We start from the raw sequence: 15,512 nt of genomic DNA, 5'->3' as shown, positions 1-15,512 counted from the left end.
CCGGAATTCGCCCGCCGCGCTATGATGACTTTCCCATTGTGATCAACCTGCTAGATTACCCAGAACTTACAGGTAGGAATTCCGATGCCCCGCTACGAATACAAAGTTGTCCCTTCCCCCCAAAAGTCTGCCAAGACCAAGGGTGAAAAGTCAGCCGAGGGACGTTTCGCTGCTTCTATTGAACAAGTGCTAAACCAGATGGGGCAGGATGGCTGGGAATATCAACGCGCCGAGTTGTTGCCCAGCGAGGAACGCTCCGGCCTGACTGGCAGCACCGTGAACTGGCGCAATGTGCTGATATTTCGCCGTGAAATTGATGTGCCTGTTGCCCCGACACCTGGCCCGACCGAAACGAAGGATGGCGTTGCTCTTGCTCAACCTGTTCCTGGTCCCGATACCGTTCAGGCCCCGGCCCCCATTGCGGAACAGGCCAAAGAGCCGCCTTTGTCGCTGAAAGGTGCTGAAACAGAAAAATCGGAAGACGAAACTGCAGAGACTGAAGGTCAAAAAACCTGATTGCCCTAACCGGGTCTGTAAAAAAAAACGGCTGTCAGGAGTAGCGTTTTGAATCTCAGCTCGTGACGTCGCGAATTAGCGTGTCCCATTGGGCAAAGACCTGATCTGGGGACAGATCGGCCTTTAGCGTAGGTGACACCTTGGACATCTGCGCCCTGAGGTCGGGTTCATGGATCAGCTTCAGCACTGCCTGTTCCAAACCACTGACATCGTTGACGGGAACCAGATATCCGTTCCGTCCGTTTTGAATGAACTCTGACGGACCGTAATCGCAATCGAAAGACACGACTGGTATCCCGCTGACCGCCGCCTCAGCGACGACATTGTGAAACCCTTCGAACCGCGAGGTCGCTACCAGAATGTCCGCGCGCTGCGCCCATTCCCCGACCTCGATCGTATTGCCCGGCAGCCGAGCAACCGACTGTAGCCCCAGATCATCGCGCAGTTTCTGCAGATTTTCCCGCTCGCTGCCCTCACCATAGATAATCAGCCTGGTATCTGGAGCTTGGGAATGAATACGCTGCATCGCCTGCAGCAACATGTCGAACCCCTTTTGCCGAACGAGGCGGCCAACCGCGACCAGTTGCACACCCCGCCTCGTGCCAGAGGATTCAACTCGCTCAAAGGGGAGGATCGGGTTCGGAATAACCATCCCCTTCTTGCGCAAAGTGAAGGGAAGATCCGCCAATCCGCGATGTGTCAGCCCGACAACCTTTGCTGCCTTTATCCCCGCAATCCCCTGAAGCGGTGCCCAAAGGGGATGTGCGTCCTGTCGCAGCGGATTGTTGCGTTCAGAAATGATAACGGGAATCCCGGTTCCAACGCTTGCCAGAAGAGTCTGAACATTCACCTTGGTCAGGAATGAGATTACAACGTCCGGTCGGAATTTCTTTATGACAGAGCGGATATGCGTAATACGTGACGCCTGTCCCGTCGCCTTTTCTGCAACGCTGAGTTCAACATCGAGATGCATCGGGAAATAGGGACCATCGGTCGGCATCTGAAAACCGGTGACGTGGACAGCACAACCGCGCCGGGCAAAATGCCCTGAAAGCATCGCGATTACTTTCTCTGCCCCCCCAGGCCCAAATCCAGCCTGCACAAAAAGAACTCTCAAAACCAAATACCTGAAAAACATCCCGTCAAAGGAGGGTAGATTAGGGCCCGCGTTCGAGCAACTGTTATGCATGGAATGTTTTCACATTCAGGCTGAATTTCCTGATTTGTTGCAATCAGTGCAAGAAACCGGTCGAAATCACCAAAACACCGAAAAATTACCGGCCGGCTTTCACCTATCCAACCCGCGACCCTGTACCAATCTCTGAACGATCACGGCAAAACACGCAAATTGTCTTCGCTGCAGGGGTGCGACCGTTCCGGGCGGCGCTACAAAAGCCTTCCTAAACACCGATATCCAATGCCAGAGCATGGATCCGCGGCACGATATCTCCAAGCGCCTTGTGCACTGCGCGGTGGCGGGCAACGCGAGATTGCCCCTCGAATGCAGCTGCGCGGATTCGGATGTTGAAATGGCTTTCACCACCTTCTTGGAATCCGGCATGCCCGCGGTGGCTTTCGCTGTCGTCAACGATTTCAAGCTCATGTGGATCAAACGCCGATTGCAGGCGGCTTCGCATTTCTTCGGTCACGGTCATTTTTACGCTCAGCGGCAAAAATATTACCGCCCCCCTCTTCTACTTTCGGCTGCTTAGACTAAACTGCTGCCTCCGAGTCGAGAAGATGCGTTCTTAAGGATCATAGCATGACGAAATCAGACCCATTTGGATTCGATATGTCCGTCTCCAGCGCGAAGAAAAAAAACCCGCGTGGACGGCGTGGTATGTCTGGCGCGTCTGAAACTTCGGTGCGAATCTGTGACCATGAGGGCTGTGAAGAGCCTGGTAAATTTCGGGCCCCGAAAGCACCGGATGTTTTGGATGATTTCTTCTGGTTCTGCCAGCAGCATGTGCGCGAGTATAACCAGAAATGGAATTTCTTCGACGGCACGACCGAGGCCGAAATGAATGCTCAACAGTCTAAGGACAAAGTCTGGGAGCGTGAAACCAAACCCATGGGCGATCCCGAGGCACGTGCCTGGGCCCGTTTGGGAATCGAAGACCCGCACCAGGTGCTGGGCGCGAACAGTACCCAGAACAAAGGGCGCACTACAGGCGGAGGCGGCCGCCGCCTGCCCCCGACCGAACGTCGCGCTATCGAGATTCTGGAAGCCAATGACAGCTGGTCCAAGGCCGAAATCCGAAAGACCTATAAAAAGCTGATCAAGGTGTTGCACCCCGATATGAACGGCGGCGACCGCTCGCAGGAAGAGCAGCTGCAAGAAGTTGTCTGGGCCTGGGACCAGATCAAAGACAGCCGGAACTTTAAATAGGCGTTTTAATTGCTGGCCATACCCTGCAGCGCCAGCACTTCGGGGCGTTTCAAGCAACGTAACCGCGTTCGAGGAACCGACGCCTCAGCACACAGTTCAGGGAATAGCGCGCGCAATTCGTCGACGTCTTCGCGGTGAAAGGATTGCAGCGCCCTGTCGCCCAGAAACAGGCTTTCGCTGCGCACGCCATTGGATGTCAAAATCTCGTGCCGTTCGCAGGCAATGTGAAAATATTCTACCGGCTTATCGGGCGACACTTGATAGACCGTATCGCCATTGACCAAATGGATGGCAGCCGAAAAAACCTTTGCTTCGCCAAACAATAACTCGGCCCGCCAGCCTTCCAGCACGATCCGATGCTGAGGCGACACGTACAAATCCTGATCCGGCACCCCTTTGCCCAGGGCATTTCTCCGGATGCAGACAGGTCTGAACTTTGGCCTGCTGTGCAAAGCCATAGTGCTAAGAGCCCTTTTGCCGATCCAGACAATAGGCAGTGCCCCGCCATTCGAGACGAGCACCCTGTCGCCAACAACCAATTTCTCGACCGGGACCGGTCCGTTGTCGGTATCAATCAAAGTCCCGGAAACAAAACAAGGCGGGTCTGTTGGATCAAGATCCGAGGTCGTGATCTTCCAGTTCCCCAATGTCATCGGGCCCGTCGGGTTCGCCGTGTCCCAGGCATAAACCTGGCCGCCCACCCGAATGAACTCGCCAGATTCCCCTGTGCCACGGTAATTGCCTTGGCCAAGATATGTGTAGGTCTGGAACGTTGCCCCACCATCGAACGAGATCGTAGAGCCAGAGATAATGGCAGGAACGGTCGTGTCCTGAACGATCAGGTCTCCGCGGCCAGTGCTGTTGACAGTATGGAGAAGGGCATCAAAAGCCATTGGTCAGGCCCAGGATGCTGACGACCGAATGCGCCAACAAATGACCATGGAAAGTACAGAACTAAAAGCAGCCTTAACCAAGCTTCTCATAAACTACCTCACTCGGAACCCATCAAAACTCACCAATATGTTCAGTCTAAAACACAGTTACCCCCAAACTAAGTGATATTTTCATATTTGAATGCATAGTGTTGCCTGCTGGCCAACAATATCGCCTGATGTAAAAGTGCAATTTCACCAAGACCATCTCCTTATGTGTAATCCGATTGGGCACTGTGCGTTTATCTGAAACGAACGGAGGCGGTATGCCGAGCGCGTCAATACGAATGAAACTGCGCCTCAGTCTTTTAGCCTCGCCGCTTCCCCTTGCCCTTACCCGCAATATGTTGCACCACACACGGGTTCAGAAGCCCGCGCGGGGGCCGCGGTATCAGGATAAGGACGACAGGCATGGATTGGCCGATTGACGCAAACGCAAAACCAACAGAAGAGATTTCGGTCCGAGATGTGTTCGGCATCGATTCTGACATGCAGGTCAAACGCTTTTACGAACAGACAGAACGGGTTCCCGAGATCGACCCGACATATAAGTTCGACCCAGATACGACGCTGGCAATCCTCGCAGGGTTTACCCATAACCGCCGCGTGATGATTCAGGGTTATCACGGCACCGGTAAATCGACCCATATCGAACAGGTTGCCGCACGCCTGAATTGGCCGGCTGTGCGTGTGAACCTCGACAGCCATATCAGCCGGATCGACCTGATCGGCAAGGACGCGATCAAACTGCGCGACGGCAAGCAGGTTACGGATTTCCACGAAGGAATTCTGCCCTGGGCTCTGCGTAACCCTGTTGCGATCGTCTTTGACGAATACGACGCCGGGCGCGCAGACGTGATGTTTGTGATCCAGCGCGTTCTGGAAACCAATGGCAGCCTGACCCTGCTGGACCAGAACGAGATTCTGACCCCGCACAAGTATTTCCGCCTGTTTGCCACCGCCAATACTGTTGGCCTGGGTGACACAACCGGCCTGTATCACGGCACACAACAGATCAACCAAGCCCAGATGGACCGTTGGTCTCTGGTCGCGACGCTGAACTACCTTAGCCATGACGCAGAAACGATGATCGTTCTGTCCAAAGCGCCGCACTACAACACGGCCGAGGGCCGCAAGATCGTCGCTCAGATGGTCACCGTTGCCGATCTGACTCGGACCGCGTTCATGAACGGTGATCTTTCGACCGTGATGAGCCCCCGAACGGTAATCAACTGGGCCCAAAACGCCGAGATTTTCCGCAATGTCGGCTATGCTTTCCGCCTATCCTTTCTGAACAAATGCGACGAGCTGGAGCGCCAGACAGTGGCCGAGTTCTATCAGCGGTGTTTTGACGAGGAACTCCCGGAAAGCGCTGCAAGCACCAGCTTGGGATAACAAAATATACGGAATTTCCGGGGGCTTGTGCGTGGCACAGGCTTTCGGAAGCTCTTGCAGGGCCACATCATCAAAAGCTACGAAAGTTAGCTTTTATGCATTATTGGCCAAATGTGCCTGTGCAACTTCTTGAGCCGCATCTGGAGCCAACAATCCATCGTCGTCAAGTTTCCAGATTCCAATGTGATTGTCACAGAATTCGCGAAGATGACCGCGTTTACTGACGTCTTCCGCCAATTTGGTTAAACTATCCGCCGCCTCTGTGAAGTTATGCATGGCATAATCATCAAAGTCCTGGGTTTTCCACGGCCGATCATCGCCGAAATGAAACGTCAGACTGACATTCTTGAGCATCAGCATTCGTTTCGAGTGCGCAGCGAGGTTGAATAGCATTGGTTGTATGACCCCAGACATCCCGAGGCAGGAATCTGTGCGGACAAATTGGTCGAAAACTTCTTTGGAAAAAACAAAGCAGTCGAAACCCGGATGCTGCATACCAACCTCGCCCATAGACAGGGGGTCATGGGAAAACCCATGCGCATCGCCAAATGTCCGACGATTGATCGTGATGGCATCGAAACCACCCGCAATAAGCTGACGTACCGCGCCATAAAAATAGGGCTGAAGACAAATATCTGCATTAGTGTAGATTACAAAATCTCCGGGTTTAGCAACGGATGCACCCTTTTCCAGAACATCAAACAAAAGTGGCAAAGGCCGAGGAATTCGAAACGTTCCGACATCCAGAACCGTGCGTTCCAGTTTTGTCGCAACTTGCATGCCGTAATGGGCCTGAATCAGATCTTCGTCCCCATGCACCGGAACCTGCACCAATGTTGTTTCACCTTCACCAGCCAACGGATCTGATTTGGCAGTCACCATGCTATCCAACGTAGCGCGCTGGACATCATTCATCGCTCCGTCGACAGAAAAGAAATTGACGATATGCACCAGGTTGATTGGGTCAGGATCTTTGTATTTGGGATCGAAAACGTGAACTATCTCACTCAGCGGCGTTGAGGGTGACTGACAGAAAACATTCTCGGCTAGCCAGCCCGAGGGCTGTAATTCTATGGTCTGTCTTTTGATCCCGAACAATTTTCGAAATTGTCTTCTGAGTCCCATTAAACCGTCCCAAACAAATAACTATATCACGCGTTCGTGTACCGTTCGTTTTGCATTGTACTGACGGAAAAGTCACCCCCAGTTAGAATCACAGGCCACGCAGAAGCCGGGCGTTGCCTCTTTTCTACAGGTCTGGCGTTTTTGCAATTCGGGCGTGCCGCTGATTACCCGGAAAACAAGGCCGACCCTATGGTCAAGACCTATGATTGGCTCTAGGTTGCCCGAGTAGAACAAGACCGGACCTGCCACCGATGAGCAAACCCAAAGACAACCCCGCTGATCCGTTCAAGAAAGCTCTGGCCGAAGCCACCAAAGTGATGGCCGACGATCCGGAACTTACGGTGAGCTATACGGTCGACCCGTCGGGCCTGTCGGGTGAGTCGATGCGGTTGCCTCAGGTCTCGCGGCGCATGACGCGGGAAGAGGTTCTGTTGGCGCGCGGGACCGCGGATGCTTTGGCTTTGCAGCGACGCTATCACGATGATGCTACTCATAGTCGCTATGCGCCTCCAGGTGACATGGCCCGCGATCTGTACGAGGCGATGGAGGTTGCCCGGTGCGAAGCGATGGGTGCGCGGGACATGCCAGGCACTGCGTCCAACATCGACGTCAAGATCGGGCACGAAGCGATCCGGCGTGGGTATGATCAATGCAAACAGCCAGCTGACGCGCCTCTTTCGGTGGCCGCCGGCTATCTGATCCGGCATCTGGCCACTGGTCGCGACCTGCCGCCTGCGGCTGACAATGTCATGAACCTGTGGCGCGGGTTTATCGAAGATCAGGCAGGGGGCGTACTGGAGAACCTTGACGAGGTGCTTTCGGACCAGGCCGAATTCGCCAAGTTTGCACGCCAGATGATCAAGGATCTGGGCTATGGCGATCAGCTGGGCGATGACCCGGATGAGCTGGACGAAGATCAGGAAGATCAGGCCGAAGACGACGCCGAAGAACAGCCCGACCCCGACAGCACTGGTCAGGATGATCAGGACGAACAGGACGCGGATGCGACCCCTGAGCAGTCACAGGAAGAACAGCAGGATCAGTCTCAGGCCCAAGTCTCCATGGATGAGATGGCCGAGGATGAAATGGGAGAAGAGGCCGAGATGCCCGAGGGCGAGGCCCCGCTGGAGCCGCCTGCCCCTCCGCCTGCATCCGATGCTGATCCCGACTATAAGGTCTACCTGAGCACCCATGACGAAGAGATCGCCGCCGAGGATCTGGCGGAGCCCGCTGAGCTGGAACGCCTTCGGGCCTATCTGGATCAACAGCTAGAACCGCTGAAAGGTGCCGTCAGCCGTTTGGCCAACAAATTGCAGCGCCGGTTGCAGGCGCAACAGAACCGCAGCTGGGAGTTCGACCGCGAAGAAGGCATTCTGGACGCCGGCCGTCTGGCGCGTGTTGTTGCAAGCCCAACCACACCGCTGAGCTTTAAGGTCGAGAAGGATACTGAGTTCCGCGATACGGTGGTGACGCTGCTGTTGGATAATTCGGGCTCGATGCGCGGGCGACCTATTTCGATCGCGGCGATCTGCGCGGATGTTCTGGCACGCACGCTGGAACGCTGCAACGTCAAGGTCGAGATTCTGGGCTTTACCACGCGAGCGTGGAAAGGCGGGCTGGCGCGCGAAGCCTGGCTGAACGATGGCCGCCCACAGCAGCCCGGTCGTCTGAACGATCTACGCCATATCATCTACAAAGGCGCGGATGCCCCGTGGCGACGCGCCCGGCCCAATCTGGGGCTGATGATGAAAGAAGGGCTACTGAAGGAAAATATCGACGGCGAGGCGCTGGAATGGGCGCATCGCCGGATGACGGCACGGCGCGAGCAGCGCAAGATTTTGATGGTAATCTCGGACGGGGCGCCGGTCGATGATTCAACGCTCAGCGTGAACCCTGCAAACTATCTGGAAAAGCACCTGCGCGATGTGATCGGGATGGTCGAAAAGCGCAAGATGGTGGAATTGCTTGCCATCGGCATCGGCCATGACGTGACCCGGTATTACGACCGCGCCGTGACCATCACGGATGTCGAGCAACTGGCCGGAGCCATGACCGAGCAACTGGCCGCTCTGTTTGACAGTGATCCGCGCGCACGAGCGCGGGTGATGGGAATGAAGAGAGTAGGCTGAATCGCCTTTTCCATAACATGGCGTCGCGCGCTCCAAACTGATAGAGGTATGACATGTTTCAGTCCTTCGCCGTGACCGCACGGCCGGAACAGGGCCCGCCTCGGCTGGCCGATCTGCGGACCGAATTGACACGCGATGGGTTGGACGGTTTCTTGGTCCCGCGCGCAGATGTGCATCAAGGCGAGTATGTGGCCCCGCGCGACGAACGGCTTGCCTGGCTGACCGGGTTCACAGGTTCGGCCGGGTTCTGCGTGGTTTTGGCAGATAAGGCCGGCGTCTTCATTGACGGACGTTATCGCACGCAGGTCAAAGCGCAGGTCGCCGCCGATTACACACCTGTTCCATGGCCCGAGGTCAGCCTTGCCGCGTGGCTAACGGAACAACTCCCGCAGGGTGGTCGGGTTGGCTTTGATCCGTGGCTACATTCGGCGGGTCAGATCGCGAAAACGCAGACCGACCTTGAAGGCCGAGATATTACACTGGTGCGCAGCGACAATCTGGTGGACCGGGTTTGGTGGGATCAACCCGATCCACCAATGAACCCGGTAAAGCTGCACCCGATCGAATTCGCGGGCGAAAGCGCAGACAGCAAAATCGCGCGTCTGGCGCAGTCCCTGCAGGACACGGGCTGTGGCGCAGCGGTGATTACCCTGCCCGACTCGATCATGTGGTTGTTGAACATTCGGGGCTCCGATATCGGGTACAACCCGGTGGCGCATGGGTTTGCTATACTGCATGCGGATGGCCGCGTGGATCTGTTCATGGCGCACCAAAAGCTGAACGTGGCGATGGCCGATTCAGTCACAGTTCATGCGCCGGACACGTTTTTGACGGCTGTCGCAGCGCTTGACGGTAAGGTTCAGGTTGATCTTGGTACGCTGCCACAGGCAGTGGCCGATGTACTAGAAGGGCAGATGGTCGATGGCGGCGACCCTTGTGCGCTGCCCAAAGCCTGCAAGAACCCTGCCGAAATCGCAGGCAGTGCCGAGGCACATCTGCGCGATGCTGTCGCTGTGATCGAAACGCTGTGCTGGCTGGATGCGCAAGCCGCTGGCTATGTTACGGAAACGCAGGTGGTCACTCGGCTTGAGGAGAACCGGCGCAAGGATAATGCCCTGCAGGATATCTCGTTCGATACGATTGCAGGGACAGGACCCAATGGCGCGATCATGCATTACCGGGTGACCGAGGAAACCGACAGCCTGCTGCAAGACGGTCATATCCTGGTGCTGGACAGCGGCGGACAATATTTGGATGGCACGACTGATATTACCCGGACCATTGCTATCGGCAATGTGGGTGAAGAAGAAAAAGCCTGCTTTACTCGCGTGCTGAAAGGCATGATCGCCATGTCTATGCTGCGCTGGCCTGCCGGGTTGGCTGGACGTGATATCGAATCCGTGGCGCGTATGCCCCTATGGGCAGCGGGTCAGGACTTTAATCACGGTGTCGGGCACGGCGTCGGTGCCTATCTGAGTGTGCATGAGGGCCCTCAGCGTCTGTCCAAAGCCAGCCATGAGCCCTTGCTGCCGGGCATGATCTTGTCGAATGAGCCGGGTTACTACCGCGAAGGTGCGTTTGGAATCAGGATTGAAAACCTTTTGGTGGTGCAATCTGCCCCTACCCTGCCCAGTGGTGACGCGGAACGTCCCATGTTGGAATGGCGCACATTGACCTATGTCCCTATCGACCGACGCTTGGTTCTGACCGATATGCTGACGGCAGTCGAACGCGACTGGCTGAACGCATATCACCGCGAAGTTGCCGAAAAAGTTCGACCAAGGCTGGGAGATGACGCCCAACTGTGGTTGGATGCCGCAACCGCACCGATCTGACATCGCATCGTTACATATACCGGGCAGTGGACAAGCGGGAAACCGGACCAGAGGAAGAGCAAAGATGACCGAGATCACCATTCGCAAGACACCAGGCAAATGGAGCGTCCGTTCAGGAGGCGCCATTCTGGGTGAAACCACAAATGCTCTGGAATTGCTCGAGGGCAATCTTGATCCGGTCATCTATTTCCCTCGTACCGATATCGCGATGGCATTTCTGGATGTTACCGACAAGGTCACGCAGTGCAAACACAAGGGCCAAGCCACGCATTTTTCGATCGTCAACAAATCCTCGGTCACTGAAAACGCTGCTTGGAGCTATGAAGACCCGATCCATTCTGCCTTAGACATCAAAGGCCATGTCGCCTTCTACCCGCTTGATTCCGTGAAGGTCGAACAAATCTGACGCATGTCCCAGATGCGCAATACCTCTACTCAATCGAGTTGTTGCACAATATGAAAGGCCAGATCGCTTTGGCCTTCACGTCAAAATCTGGATCGAAGTAAGTGAACGATCCTTTACGCTGGATACCACGAAAGTATCAAACGAGCCCGACCTGCACCTTGGGATTTCTCGCTGCACCTACACTAAAAACTGCTTTTTTCCGGTATTCATGGCGCAGTTTCTTGGCAAAACCCACGCCCAAAATGGTCTGTTTTTCTGGCACCAAATAGATTTGTTTTTGGTCGATCTAATGCCGCAAACAAGGTGAGTTTAGAGAGTTAAACTGAAGCCTGCTCAAGATCTAAAACTCATCAAATTCCGGAACATTTCCAAGCCTAATGATGAAGCTTGGCGCCCCGACCTCGCCACTGTTCGGGTCCTCACTGACCATGTAGGCATCAGCGCCAGCGCAATCGTCGGATAGCGCTTCCCTTTCTGCTCTGTTTTGTGCCTCTGCCGCCGTGGAATATTCAAATTGCTTACCAATTTTCAAGTTTCCTTGCCCTCCGCGACCGGGCTTATTTTCCACATATGTCTGGCAGATATAGTGAATTTTTTCTGAGCTCTCATCTGAGATTGTCATGGCAGTATCCGTAAAATGAGTATGGGTGCGATTGATGCATGGGAAAAACAATGTTCGCTAGCCGCTTTGTTCGTGTTTCGATCATTCCAGTCGCGCAAAAAGAAGGGGCGACAATCCTGTCACCGCTTTTTGACGGGCTTCGGCGGACAGGCTTCAGATAATGTATTCGCATCCCTTTCGAGCCGAGTTTTGCGGAGCCGGGCATTCTTGATCTGTCTTTGCTCTGCTTCTTCGTTGACCATTTCTCTAACGATCCGCGTTGTTTTGTCCATCGGTGTTTCCGCCTTGGGAACGTGTGCATTGAAGACAGTTTTTTTTGTCAGCTTTGCCAATGGTTATTCTCCTAACCGTTTTCAACGGTGCATTTATCAGTTGAGTGTTCAAATCGATGCCAGGTGATTGCCTGATCCTTGAGAGACATGCGCATGTCGTGAATGACTGCCACGGAGCAGCTTTGTCTTAACGTCAGGAGCGGACATAGCATTCATCAATGCACTATAGTTCATTTGGAACTTCATTTCCGATCCTACGCTTTGCGTCGAATGGTAAGTGCCAACGACAAGATGATCGCTTGTTGCACCGATAAACCTGTATCCAGGGGGCATCGAAAGCCCCAAAATGTCCGTATCTTGCTGACCAACGGCCAGAATTATTTGTGTGCTCTGTCCGCTTTTCGGGACGAGGTGAAGTCTTTTGAATACCGGATCGCAGATGCTCTGAGGGTGAGATGCAGGTTTGGACCCTGTTTCAATTACCTCAGCGATAAGTATGAAGGCATCCGTATACATCCCGCCTATTTGATCTCCGGAAACCGGATCAACGCCCAGAAGTATTGCTTCCCCCAGCCTTAGATCGTTGATGCGACAAGCTGGGTGTCCGCCGAGGGCCCAAGGAAGGTTGGCCGAGTTTCCGCCAGATACCGTGTGAAGGAAGGGACCACACTGCCCCTCTGTTTCATTAGCCAGGTCAGATAGGGCCTCCATATCTGCAGCATTCGGGGCAATTCCCCCCAGACATGCAAAGTTCGCTCCGATGCCTTTCAGTGTAACGCCGGGCATGTCCACCACTTGCTGTGCAACCGAGCCGAGGTCCTTTGGCATGATCCCTTCGCGCAGATCGCCCATCTCAACCATCAGGATAATGCCGTGAATGCAGTCTTTCCGGATCGCGGCGGCGGCCAGAGCGGTAATCACGAGGATTTCTGTATTGTAGCTCGCCTCACAGTATTGGATGACCTGATCGACCTGGCTCAGCGTTGGTGTACGGATCAATGTGATCGGACATGTCATGCCCGCGTTGCGTAACCTTCGCACGTTACTAAGCCGCGCTTCCGCAAGCCCCACAGCGCCGCCGTCGAGCATTGCCTGAGCGATGGCTGGATGCCCGCACACTGCCTTGGTCACACCGGTGACACCGATGCCGCGTGTCTTGAGGCGCTCGACAACAGTCTTCGCATTGTGACGTATCTTGCTCAGATGCACCTCAATGCGAGGGGTACTCATATCGCAGCCACGGGTGTCGAGTGATGTAACCCAGGATAAGCGGCAACAACCATTGCAAGCAAATGCGAAGCCGGCCGGCTGAGTACATCCGTTACCGGCAGCCCGAGTATTTGTGACTGTGCGGCGATCGTGTCGGTTACCTCGGCCTCGGACATCCCCTCATGATTGAGCGTGACACCAATGACCTTTGTGTCAGCAAATGCTTCGATTAGGGCAATCTCACTTGCAGGCTTGGGCATCGGCATATTGGGAAAGTCACAGCGATGCGCGCGCTTTGGAGCGTGCTGGAGGATTACGGCGTCCGGCTGGCTGCCCCGCAGGATAAAGGCGGATGTGCAGAATGCCGGATGGCTCAACGCCCCTTGGCCTTCGATCAAAATGACATCGGGTCGTTCAGACTCGGAAGCGTCGACGATCGCGCCTTCAAGTTCGCCGCAACAGAACTGCGGTGGTACGGCATCCATTGCCACCCCATATTTTGCACCCTGCATCAAACCTGTCTGGCCCGTACCAACAAGGACAGTCTTGATGCCTCTTGTGTTCAAGGCACGGGCTAATACAGTCGCTGTTGTCCGCTTTCCGATGGCGCAGTCGGTCCCAAGAACAGCTATGCGCAGTGCTTTCACACCTGCAATACTTCCATCGAACAGGCGCATATCTTTGCTGGGTTTAGGTTTGCGAATATCTCGGATGGTGACTTTGCGTTCGGCCGCAAAAGAGGCGATTTCTGGATCATCGCCCAGATACTCATGCAATCCACTGACGATGTTCATACCAAGTGATATCGCGTCGAGAACAACGTCACGATCTGTCGATGAGAGCCTGCCCGTAGATGGTGCCATCCCGTAAATGAGGGTATCCGGGATTACAGCTTCATGGACAACAGCAGCGTCCAGACTTCTGAAGACCGGAATGTGGTTTACAGTATCGTTAAGAACCAACCCGCTGTCTTTGCCGTCGTGATCGCTATCGATGACAGACAGGATCCTGTAGGCCTCTGAATGGCGAACGAGGCCATTTGCAGTTTTGCCATCCGCCTTGGCAAAGTTACCTTGGCAATAGACAATCGCAGTTGGCGGCAAGATGATCTGAGTGGCAGAAGTTGATCTTATGGGTTCGTCGCTGGTAAATGGCGGCGCCTGCGCCCCGCTAACAGGACGACGGATCGTGTTTGCCACGTTAAAGTCGGTTTTCATGATGTTTCCTTTGTGTGGTCGACACCCAAGGCAACACGGTCGTCACCATCGGATACCAAAGTCGAAGTAGTCGCGCCGCGCGCTCAGTTATCGAGAACGCACAGACCTTTAGATGACTTGAAATTCTTGTTGCAGTTCCAACGGTTTCCGGACCTGTCAAGATGGGCATTCGCAGGAAACTCTATTGTTTCGCAATTCACACCTGAGGTCGCGTATCCCCGCTCGCACTTCCATCCCGTGCCGTACGTTGCATCGTCCAAGTAGGCATGTTCAGGGATCACGACGGCCGCGCACGTGCCATCCTTTACAAAATATCCACGTTCACATGTCCAGGGTTGGCCGTATCCTGATGAATTCAAATACGCGTTAGCCGGGACCACAATGGCGACGCAACGGTCGTCCAATGCTTCGAACCCACGTTTGCATTCCCACGCGGGTCCATAGGTCGTATCAGCCAGATAAGCGTTTGCGGGTACGACAATTTCTTGGCACGTATCGTCGATTTTGAGAAAACCGCGCGAGCAATGCCAGCGTTCACCTGATGAATCAAGGAATCCGCCATCGGGTACAATCACCGCAACACAGGTCGCTTCATCGTTCTCGCGAAAACCATGAAGACATTCCCAACCTAAACCATAGGTACGGTTGGTCGGATAGGCATTTTCTGGCACTACGACAGCTGCGCAGACGTCGCCACTCAACCTATACCCGGCGTTGCATTTCCAACCGTCACCGTAACTCGTTGCAGTGGCATTTTCTGGCACCGATTGCGATGTAGATTGAGAGAATGCAGGCATCGAAAATAAAAGCAAAGCACAGAGTGTAAACCCAATCAGCGCCGCACTCATCTGAATGCCTAGTGACAGATTTGCGCGCCAAGTCGTCCGAAGGAGTTGCGGCATTGCCTTTGCCTTATGATCCATCCAGCTCAAGCCCCGCGATACAGGCATCTGCGAGGTCGCGGCTTGGCGAATCTGACCCCGGCAGTGTTGCCCAACCTGTATCCATCATGGCCTTGCGGCGGTTGAAGCCAGAGGCCTCTTGCAGTGCTTCTATTATTTCTTCGCGCTTGGGATCAGCGGTTGACCTGTTCAGGCAGACCGGCACCATCGCAAGCGTTACTTCTTCGCTTGCATGGTCTTTTGCCAACTCTTGAGCGCTGCCGCTGGTTGTCCATCCGCCCCAGGTAAAGCCAAGGATTGAGACCGCAACCGCACCACACAAAGCACCGTAGATGCCTGGTTTCGTCCATTCTGGAAATGTCATTTTAGTTCCTCTGGCGGAGAAAGCGCCGCCTCGCTGTTTTATGTCTTTCTGCGCAATCTTAATCTTGCGCCCAGGCCATTCTCAGGACGCGATGGTCGATAGGCGCAGTTCTTGCCTATCGGAAGCTCATTTGATCAACGGTTGCGTTGTGGTTTATTGGCAAGCCATCGGTGCGTCTGATCACCACAAACGGATCAAC

16 protein-coding genes are annotated in these 15,512 nt (G+C 54.6%); 6 read left to right on the top strand and 10 right to left on the bottom strand.

What is annotated here, in order from left to right; translation table 11 throughout:
* Positions 1–84: 84 nt before the first annotated feature.
* Positions 85–516 (top strand): DUF4177 domain-containing protein, encoded by a 432-nt coding sequence (locus AC2FH2_RS09665; RefSeq protein ID WP_281972785.1) that lies wholly within the window; start codon positions 85–87, stop codon positions 514–516.
* 55 nt (positions 517–571) lie between these two features.
* On the opposite strand, the gene AC2FH2_RS09660 is transcribed toward AC2FH2_RS09665, so the two are convergent.
* Both AC2FH2_RS09660 and AC2FH2_RS09655 read right to left on the bottom strand, forming a co-directional pair.
* Positions 572–1,654 (bottom strand): glycosyltransferase family 4 protein, encoded by a 1,083-nt coding sequence (locus tag AC2FH2_RS09660; RefSeq protein ID WP_496822020.1) that lies wholly within the window; start codon positions 1,652–1,654, stop codon positions 572–574.
* A gap of 262 nt (positions 1,655–1,916) precedes the next feature.
* Entirely contained in the window at positions 1,917–2,171 is a 255-nt protein-coding gene (locus AC2FH2_RS09655; RefSeq protein ID WP_142634975.1) for a BolA family protein, read from the bottom strand.
* Positions 2,172–2,278: 107 nt separating this feature from the next.
* Between AC2FH2_RS09655 and AC2FH2_RS09650 the strand changes: the two genes are divergently transcribed.
* Entirely contained in the window at positions 2,279–2,905 is a 627-nt protein-coding gene (locus tag AC2FH2_RS09650) for a J domain-containing protein (protein WP_496689725.1), read from the top strand.
* 5 nt (positions 2,906–2,910) lie between these two features.
* On the opposite strand, the gene AC2FH2_RS09645 is transcribed toward AC2FH2_RS09650, so the two are convergent.
* Complete coding sequence (locus AC2FH2_RS09645) at positions 2,911–3,798, bottom strand: Hint domain-containing protein (RefSeq protein ID WP_496690878.1); 888 nt, start codon at positions 3,796–3,798, stop codon at positions 2,911–2,913.
* A 450-nt stretch (positions 3,799–4,248) separates the two neighbouring features.
* Between AC2FH2_RS09645 and cobS the strand changes: the two genes are divergently transcribed.
* Positions 4,249–5,232: a cobaltochelatase subunit CobS gene (gene cobS / locus AC2FH2_RS09640; RefSeq protein WP_496690879.1), complete on the top strand. Its 984-nt coding sequence runs from the start codon at positions 4,249–4,251 to the stop codon at positions 5,230–5,232.
* A 93-nt stretch (positions 5,233–5,325) separates the two neighbouring features.
* On the opposite strand, the gene AC2FH2_RS09635 is transcribed toward cobS, so the two are convergent.
* Positions 5,326–6,330, bottom strand: a complete 1,005-nt coding sequence (locus AC2FH2_RS09635) for a hypothetical protein (protein ID WP_142634983.1) — start codon at positions 6,328–6,330, stop codon at positions 5,326–5,328.
* Positions 6,331–6,608: 278 nt separating this feature from the next.
* Here AC2FH2_RS09635 and cobT point away from each other — a divergent pair, with 278 nt between their 5' ends.
* The 3 genes from cobT (at position 6,609) to AC2FH2_RS09620 (ending at position 10,727) form a co-directional block, all read left to right on the top strand.
* Positions 6,609–8,486: a cobaltochelatase subunit CobT gene (gene cobT / locus AC2FH2_RS09630; RefSeq protein ID WP_496823394.1), complete on the top strand. Its 1,878-nt coding sequence runs from the start codon at positions 6,609–6,611 to the stop codon at positions 8,484–8,486.
* A 53-nt stretch (positions 8,487–8,539) separates the two neighbouring features.
* Positions 8,540–10,321 carry an aminopeptidase P family protein gene (locus AC2FH2_RS09625; RefSeq protein WP_496823393.1) on the top strand — a complete coding sequence of 594 codons (1,782 nt, stop codon included), beginning with the start codon at positions 8,540–8,542 and terminating at the stop codon, positions 10,319–10,321.
* Between the two features lie 64 nt (positions 10,322–10,385).
* The gene (locus AC2FH2_RS09620) at positions 10,386–10,727 is read left to right on the top strand and encodes a DUF427 domain-containing protein (protein WP_281972781.1); all 342 of its coding nucleotides are present in this window, start codon (positions 10,386–10,388) and stop codon (positions 10,725–10,727) included.
* A 340-nt stretch (positions 10,728–11,067) separates the two neighbouring features.
* On the opposite strand, the gene AC2FH2_RS09615 is transcribed toward AC2FH2_RS09620, so the two are convergent.
* The 6 genes from AC2FH2_RS09615 to AC2FH2_RS09590 form a co-directional block, all read right to left on the bottom strand.
* Positions 11,068–11,349 (bottom strand): hypothetical protein, encoded by a 282-nt coding sequence (locus tag AC2FH2_RS09615; protein WP_142634991.1) that lies wholly within the window; start codon positions 11,347–11,349, stop codon positions 11,068–11,070.
* A 119-nt stretch (positions 11,350–11,468) separates the two neighbouring features.
* Positions 11,469–11,681: a hypothetical protein gene (locus AC2FH2_RS09610; RefSeq protein WP_281972780.1), complete on the bottom strand. Its 213-nt coding sequence runs from the start codon at positions 11,679–11,681 to the stop codon at positions 11,469–11,471.
* 48 nt (positions 11,682–11,729) lie between these two features.
* Positions 11,730–12,851: an alanine/ornithine racemase family PLP-dependent enzyme gene (locus tag AC2FH2_RS09605; protein WP_496689722.1), complete on the bottom strand. Its 1,122-nt coding sequence runs from the start codon at positions 12,849–12,851 to the stop codon at positions 11,730–11,732.
* Positions 12,848–14,047 carry an N-acetyltransferase DgcN family protein gene (locus AC2FH2_RS09600; protein ID WP_496823392.1) on the bottom strand — a complete coding sequence of 400 codons (1,200 nt, stop codon included), beginning with the start codon at positions 14,045–14,047 and terminating at the stop codon, positions 12,848–12,850. Before AC2FH2_RS09600 ends, AC2FH2_RS09605 begins: the two co-directional genes overlap by 4 nt.
* An 83-nt stretch (positions 14,048–14,130) precedes the next feature.
* Complete coding sequence (locus AC2FH2_RS09595) at positions 14,131–14,895, bottom strand: hypothetical protein (RefSeq protein ID WP_496823391.1); 765 nt, start codon at positions 14,893–14,895, stop codon at positions 14,131–14,133.
* Between the two features lie 64 nt (positions 14,896–14,959).
* A complete protein-coding gene (locus tag AC2FH2_RS09590; protein ID WP_496823390.1) occupies positions 14,960–15,313 on the bottom strand; it encodes a hypothetical protein in 354 nt (117 codons plus the stop codon).
* Positions 15,314–15,512 lie beyond the last annotated feature (199 nt).

The sequence above is a fragment of the Ruegeria sp. YTSA105 genome (genome assembly GCF_059610225.1).
The sequence above is the reverse complement of the archived record's forward strand: the minus strand, read 5'-3'. Positions and strand labels throughout refer to the sequence as shown.

Excerpts from the sequence above, each read along its gene's own strand:
- cobS (WP_496690879.1), top strand. The coding sequence starts at position 4,249 with ATGGATTGGCCGATTGACGCAAACGCAAAACCAACAGAAGAGATTTCG.
- AC2FH2_RS09620 (WP_281972781.1), top strand. The coding sequence starts at position 10,386 with ATGACCGAGATCACCATTCGCAAGACACCAGGCAAATGGAGCGTCCGT.
- AC2FH2_RS09605 (WP_496689722.1), bottom strand. The coding sequence starts at position 12,851 with ATGAGTACCCCTCGCATTGAGGTGCATCTGAGCAAGATACGTCACAAT.
- AC2FH2_RS09645 (WP_496690878.1), bottom strand. The coding sequence starts at position 3,798 with ATGGCTTTTGATGCCCTTCTCCATACTGTCAACAGCACTGGCCGCGGA.
- AC2FH2_RS09665 (WP_281972785.1), top strand. The coding sequence starts at position 85 with ATGCCCCGCTACGAATACAAAGTTGTCCCTTCCCCCCAAAAGTCTGCC.
- AC2FH2_RS09650 (WP_496689725.1), top strand. The coding sequence starts at position 2,279 with ATGACGAAATCAGACCCATTTGGATTCGATATGTCCGTCTCCAGCGCG.
- AC2FH2_RS09625 (WP_496823393.1), top strand. The coding sequence starts at position 8,540 with ATGTTTCAGTCCTTCGCCGTGACCGCACGGCCGGAACAGGGCCCGCCT.
- AC2FH2_RS09615 (WP_142634991.1), bottom strand. The coding sequence starts at position 11,349 with ATGACAATCTCAGATGAGAGCTCAGAAAAAATTCACTATATCTGCCAG.
- AC2FH2_RS09590 (WP_496823390.1), bottom strand. The coding sequence starts at position 15,313 with ATGACATTTCCAGAATGGACGAAACCAGGCATCTACGGTGCTTTGTGT.
- AC2FH2_RS09595 (WP_496823391.1), bottom strand. The coding sequence starts at position 14,895 with ATGAGTGCGGCGCTGATTGGGTTTACACTCTGTGCTTTGCTTTTATTT.
- AC2FH2_RS09660 (WP_496822020.1), bottom strand. The coding sequence starts at position 1,654 with ATGTTTTTCAGGTATTTGGTTTTGAGAGTTCTTTTTGTGCAGGCTGGA.
- cobT (WP_496823394.1), top strand. The coding sequence starts at position 6,609 with ATGAGCAAACCCAAAGACAACCCCGCTGATCCGTTCAAGAAAGCTCTG.
- AC2FH2_RS09600 (WP_496823392.1), bottom strand. The coding sequence starts at position 14,047 with ATGAAAACCGACTTTAACGTGGCAAACACGATCCGTCGTCCTGTTAGC.
- AC2FH2_RS09655 (WP_142634975.1), bottom strand. The coding sequence starts at position 2,171 with ATGACCGTGACCGAAGAAATGCGAAGCCGCCTGCAATCGGCGTTTGAT.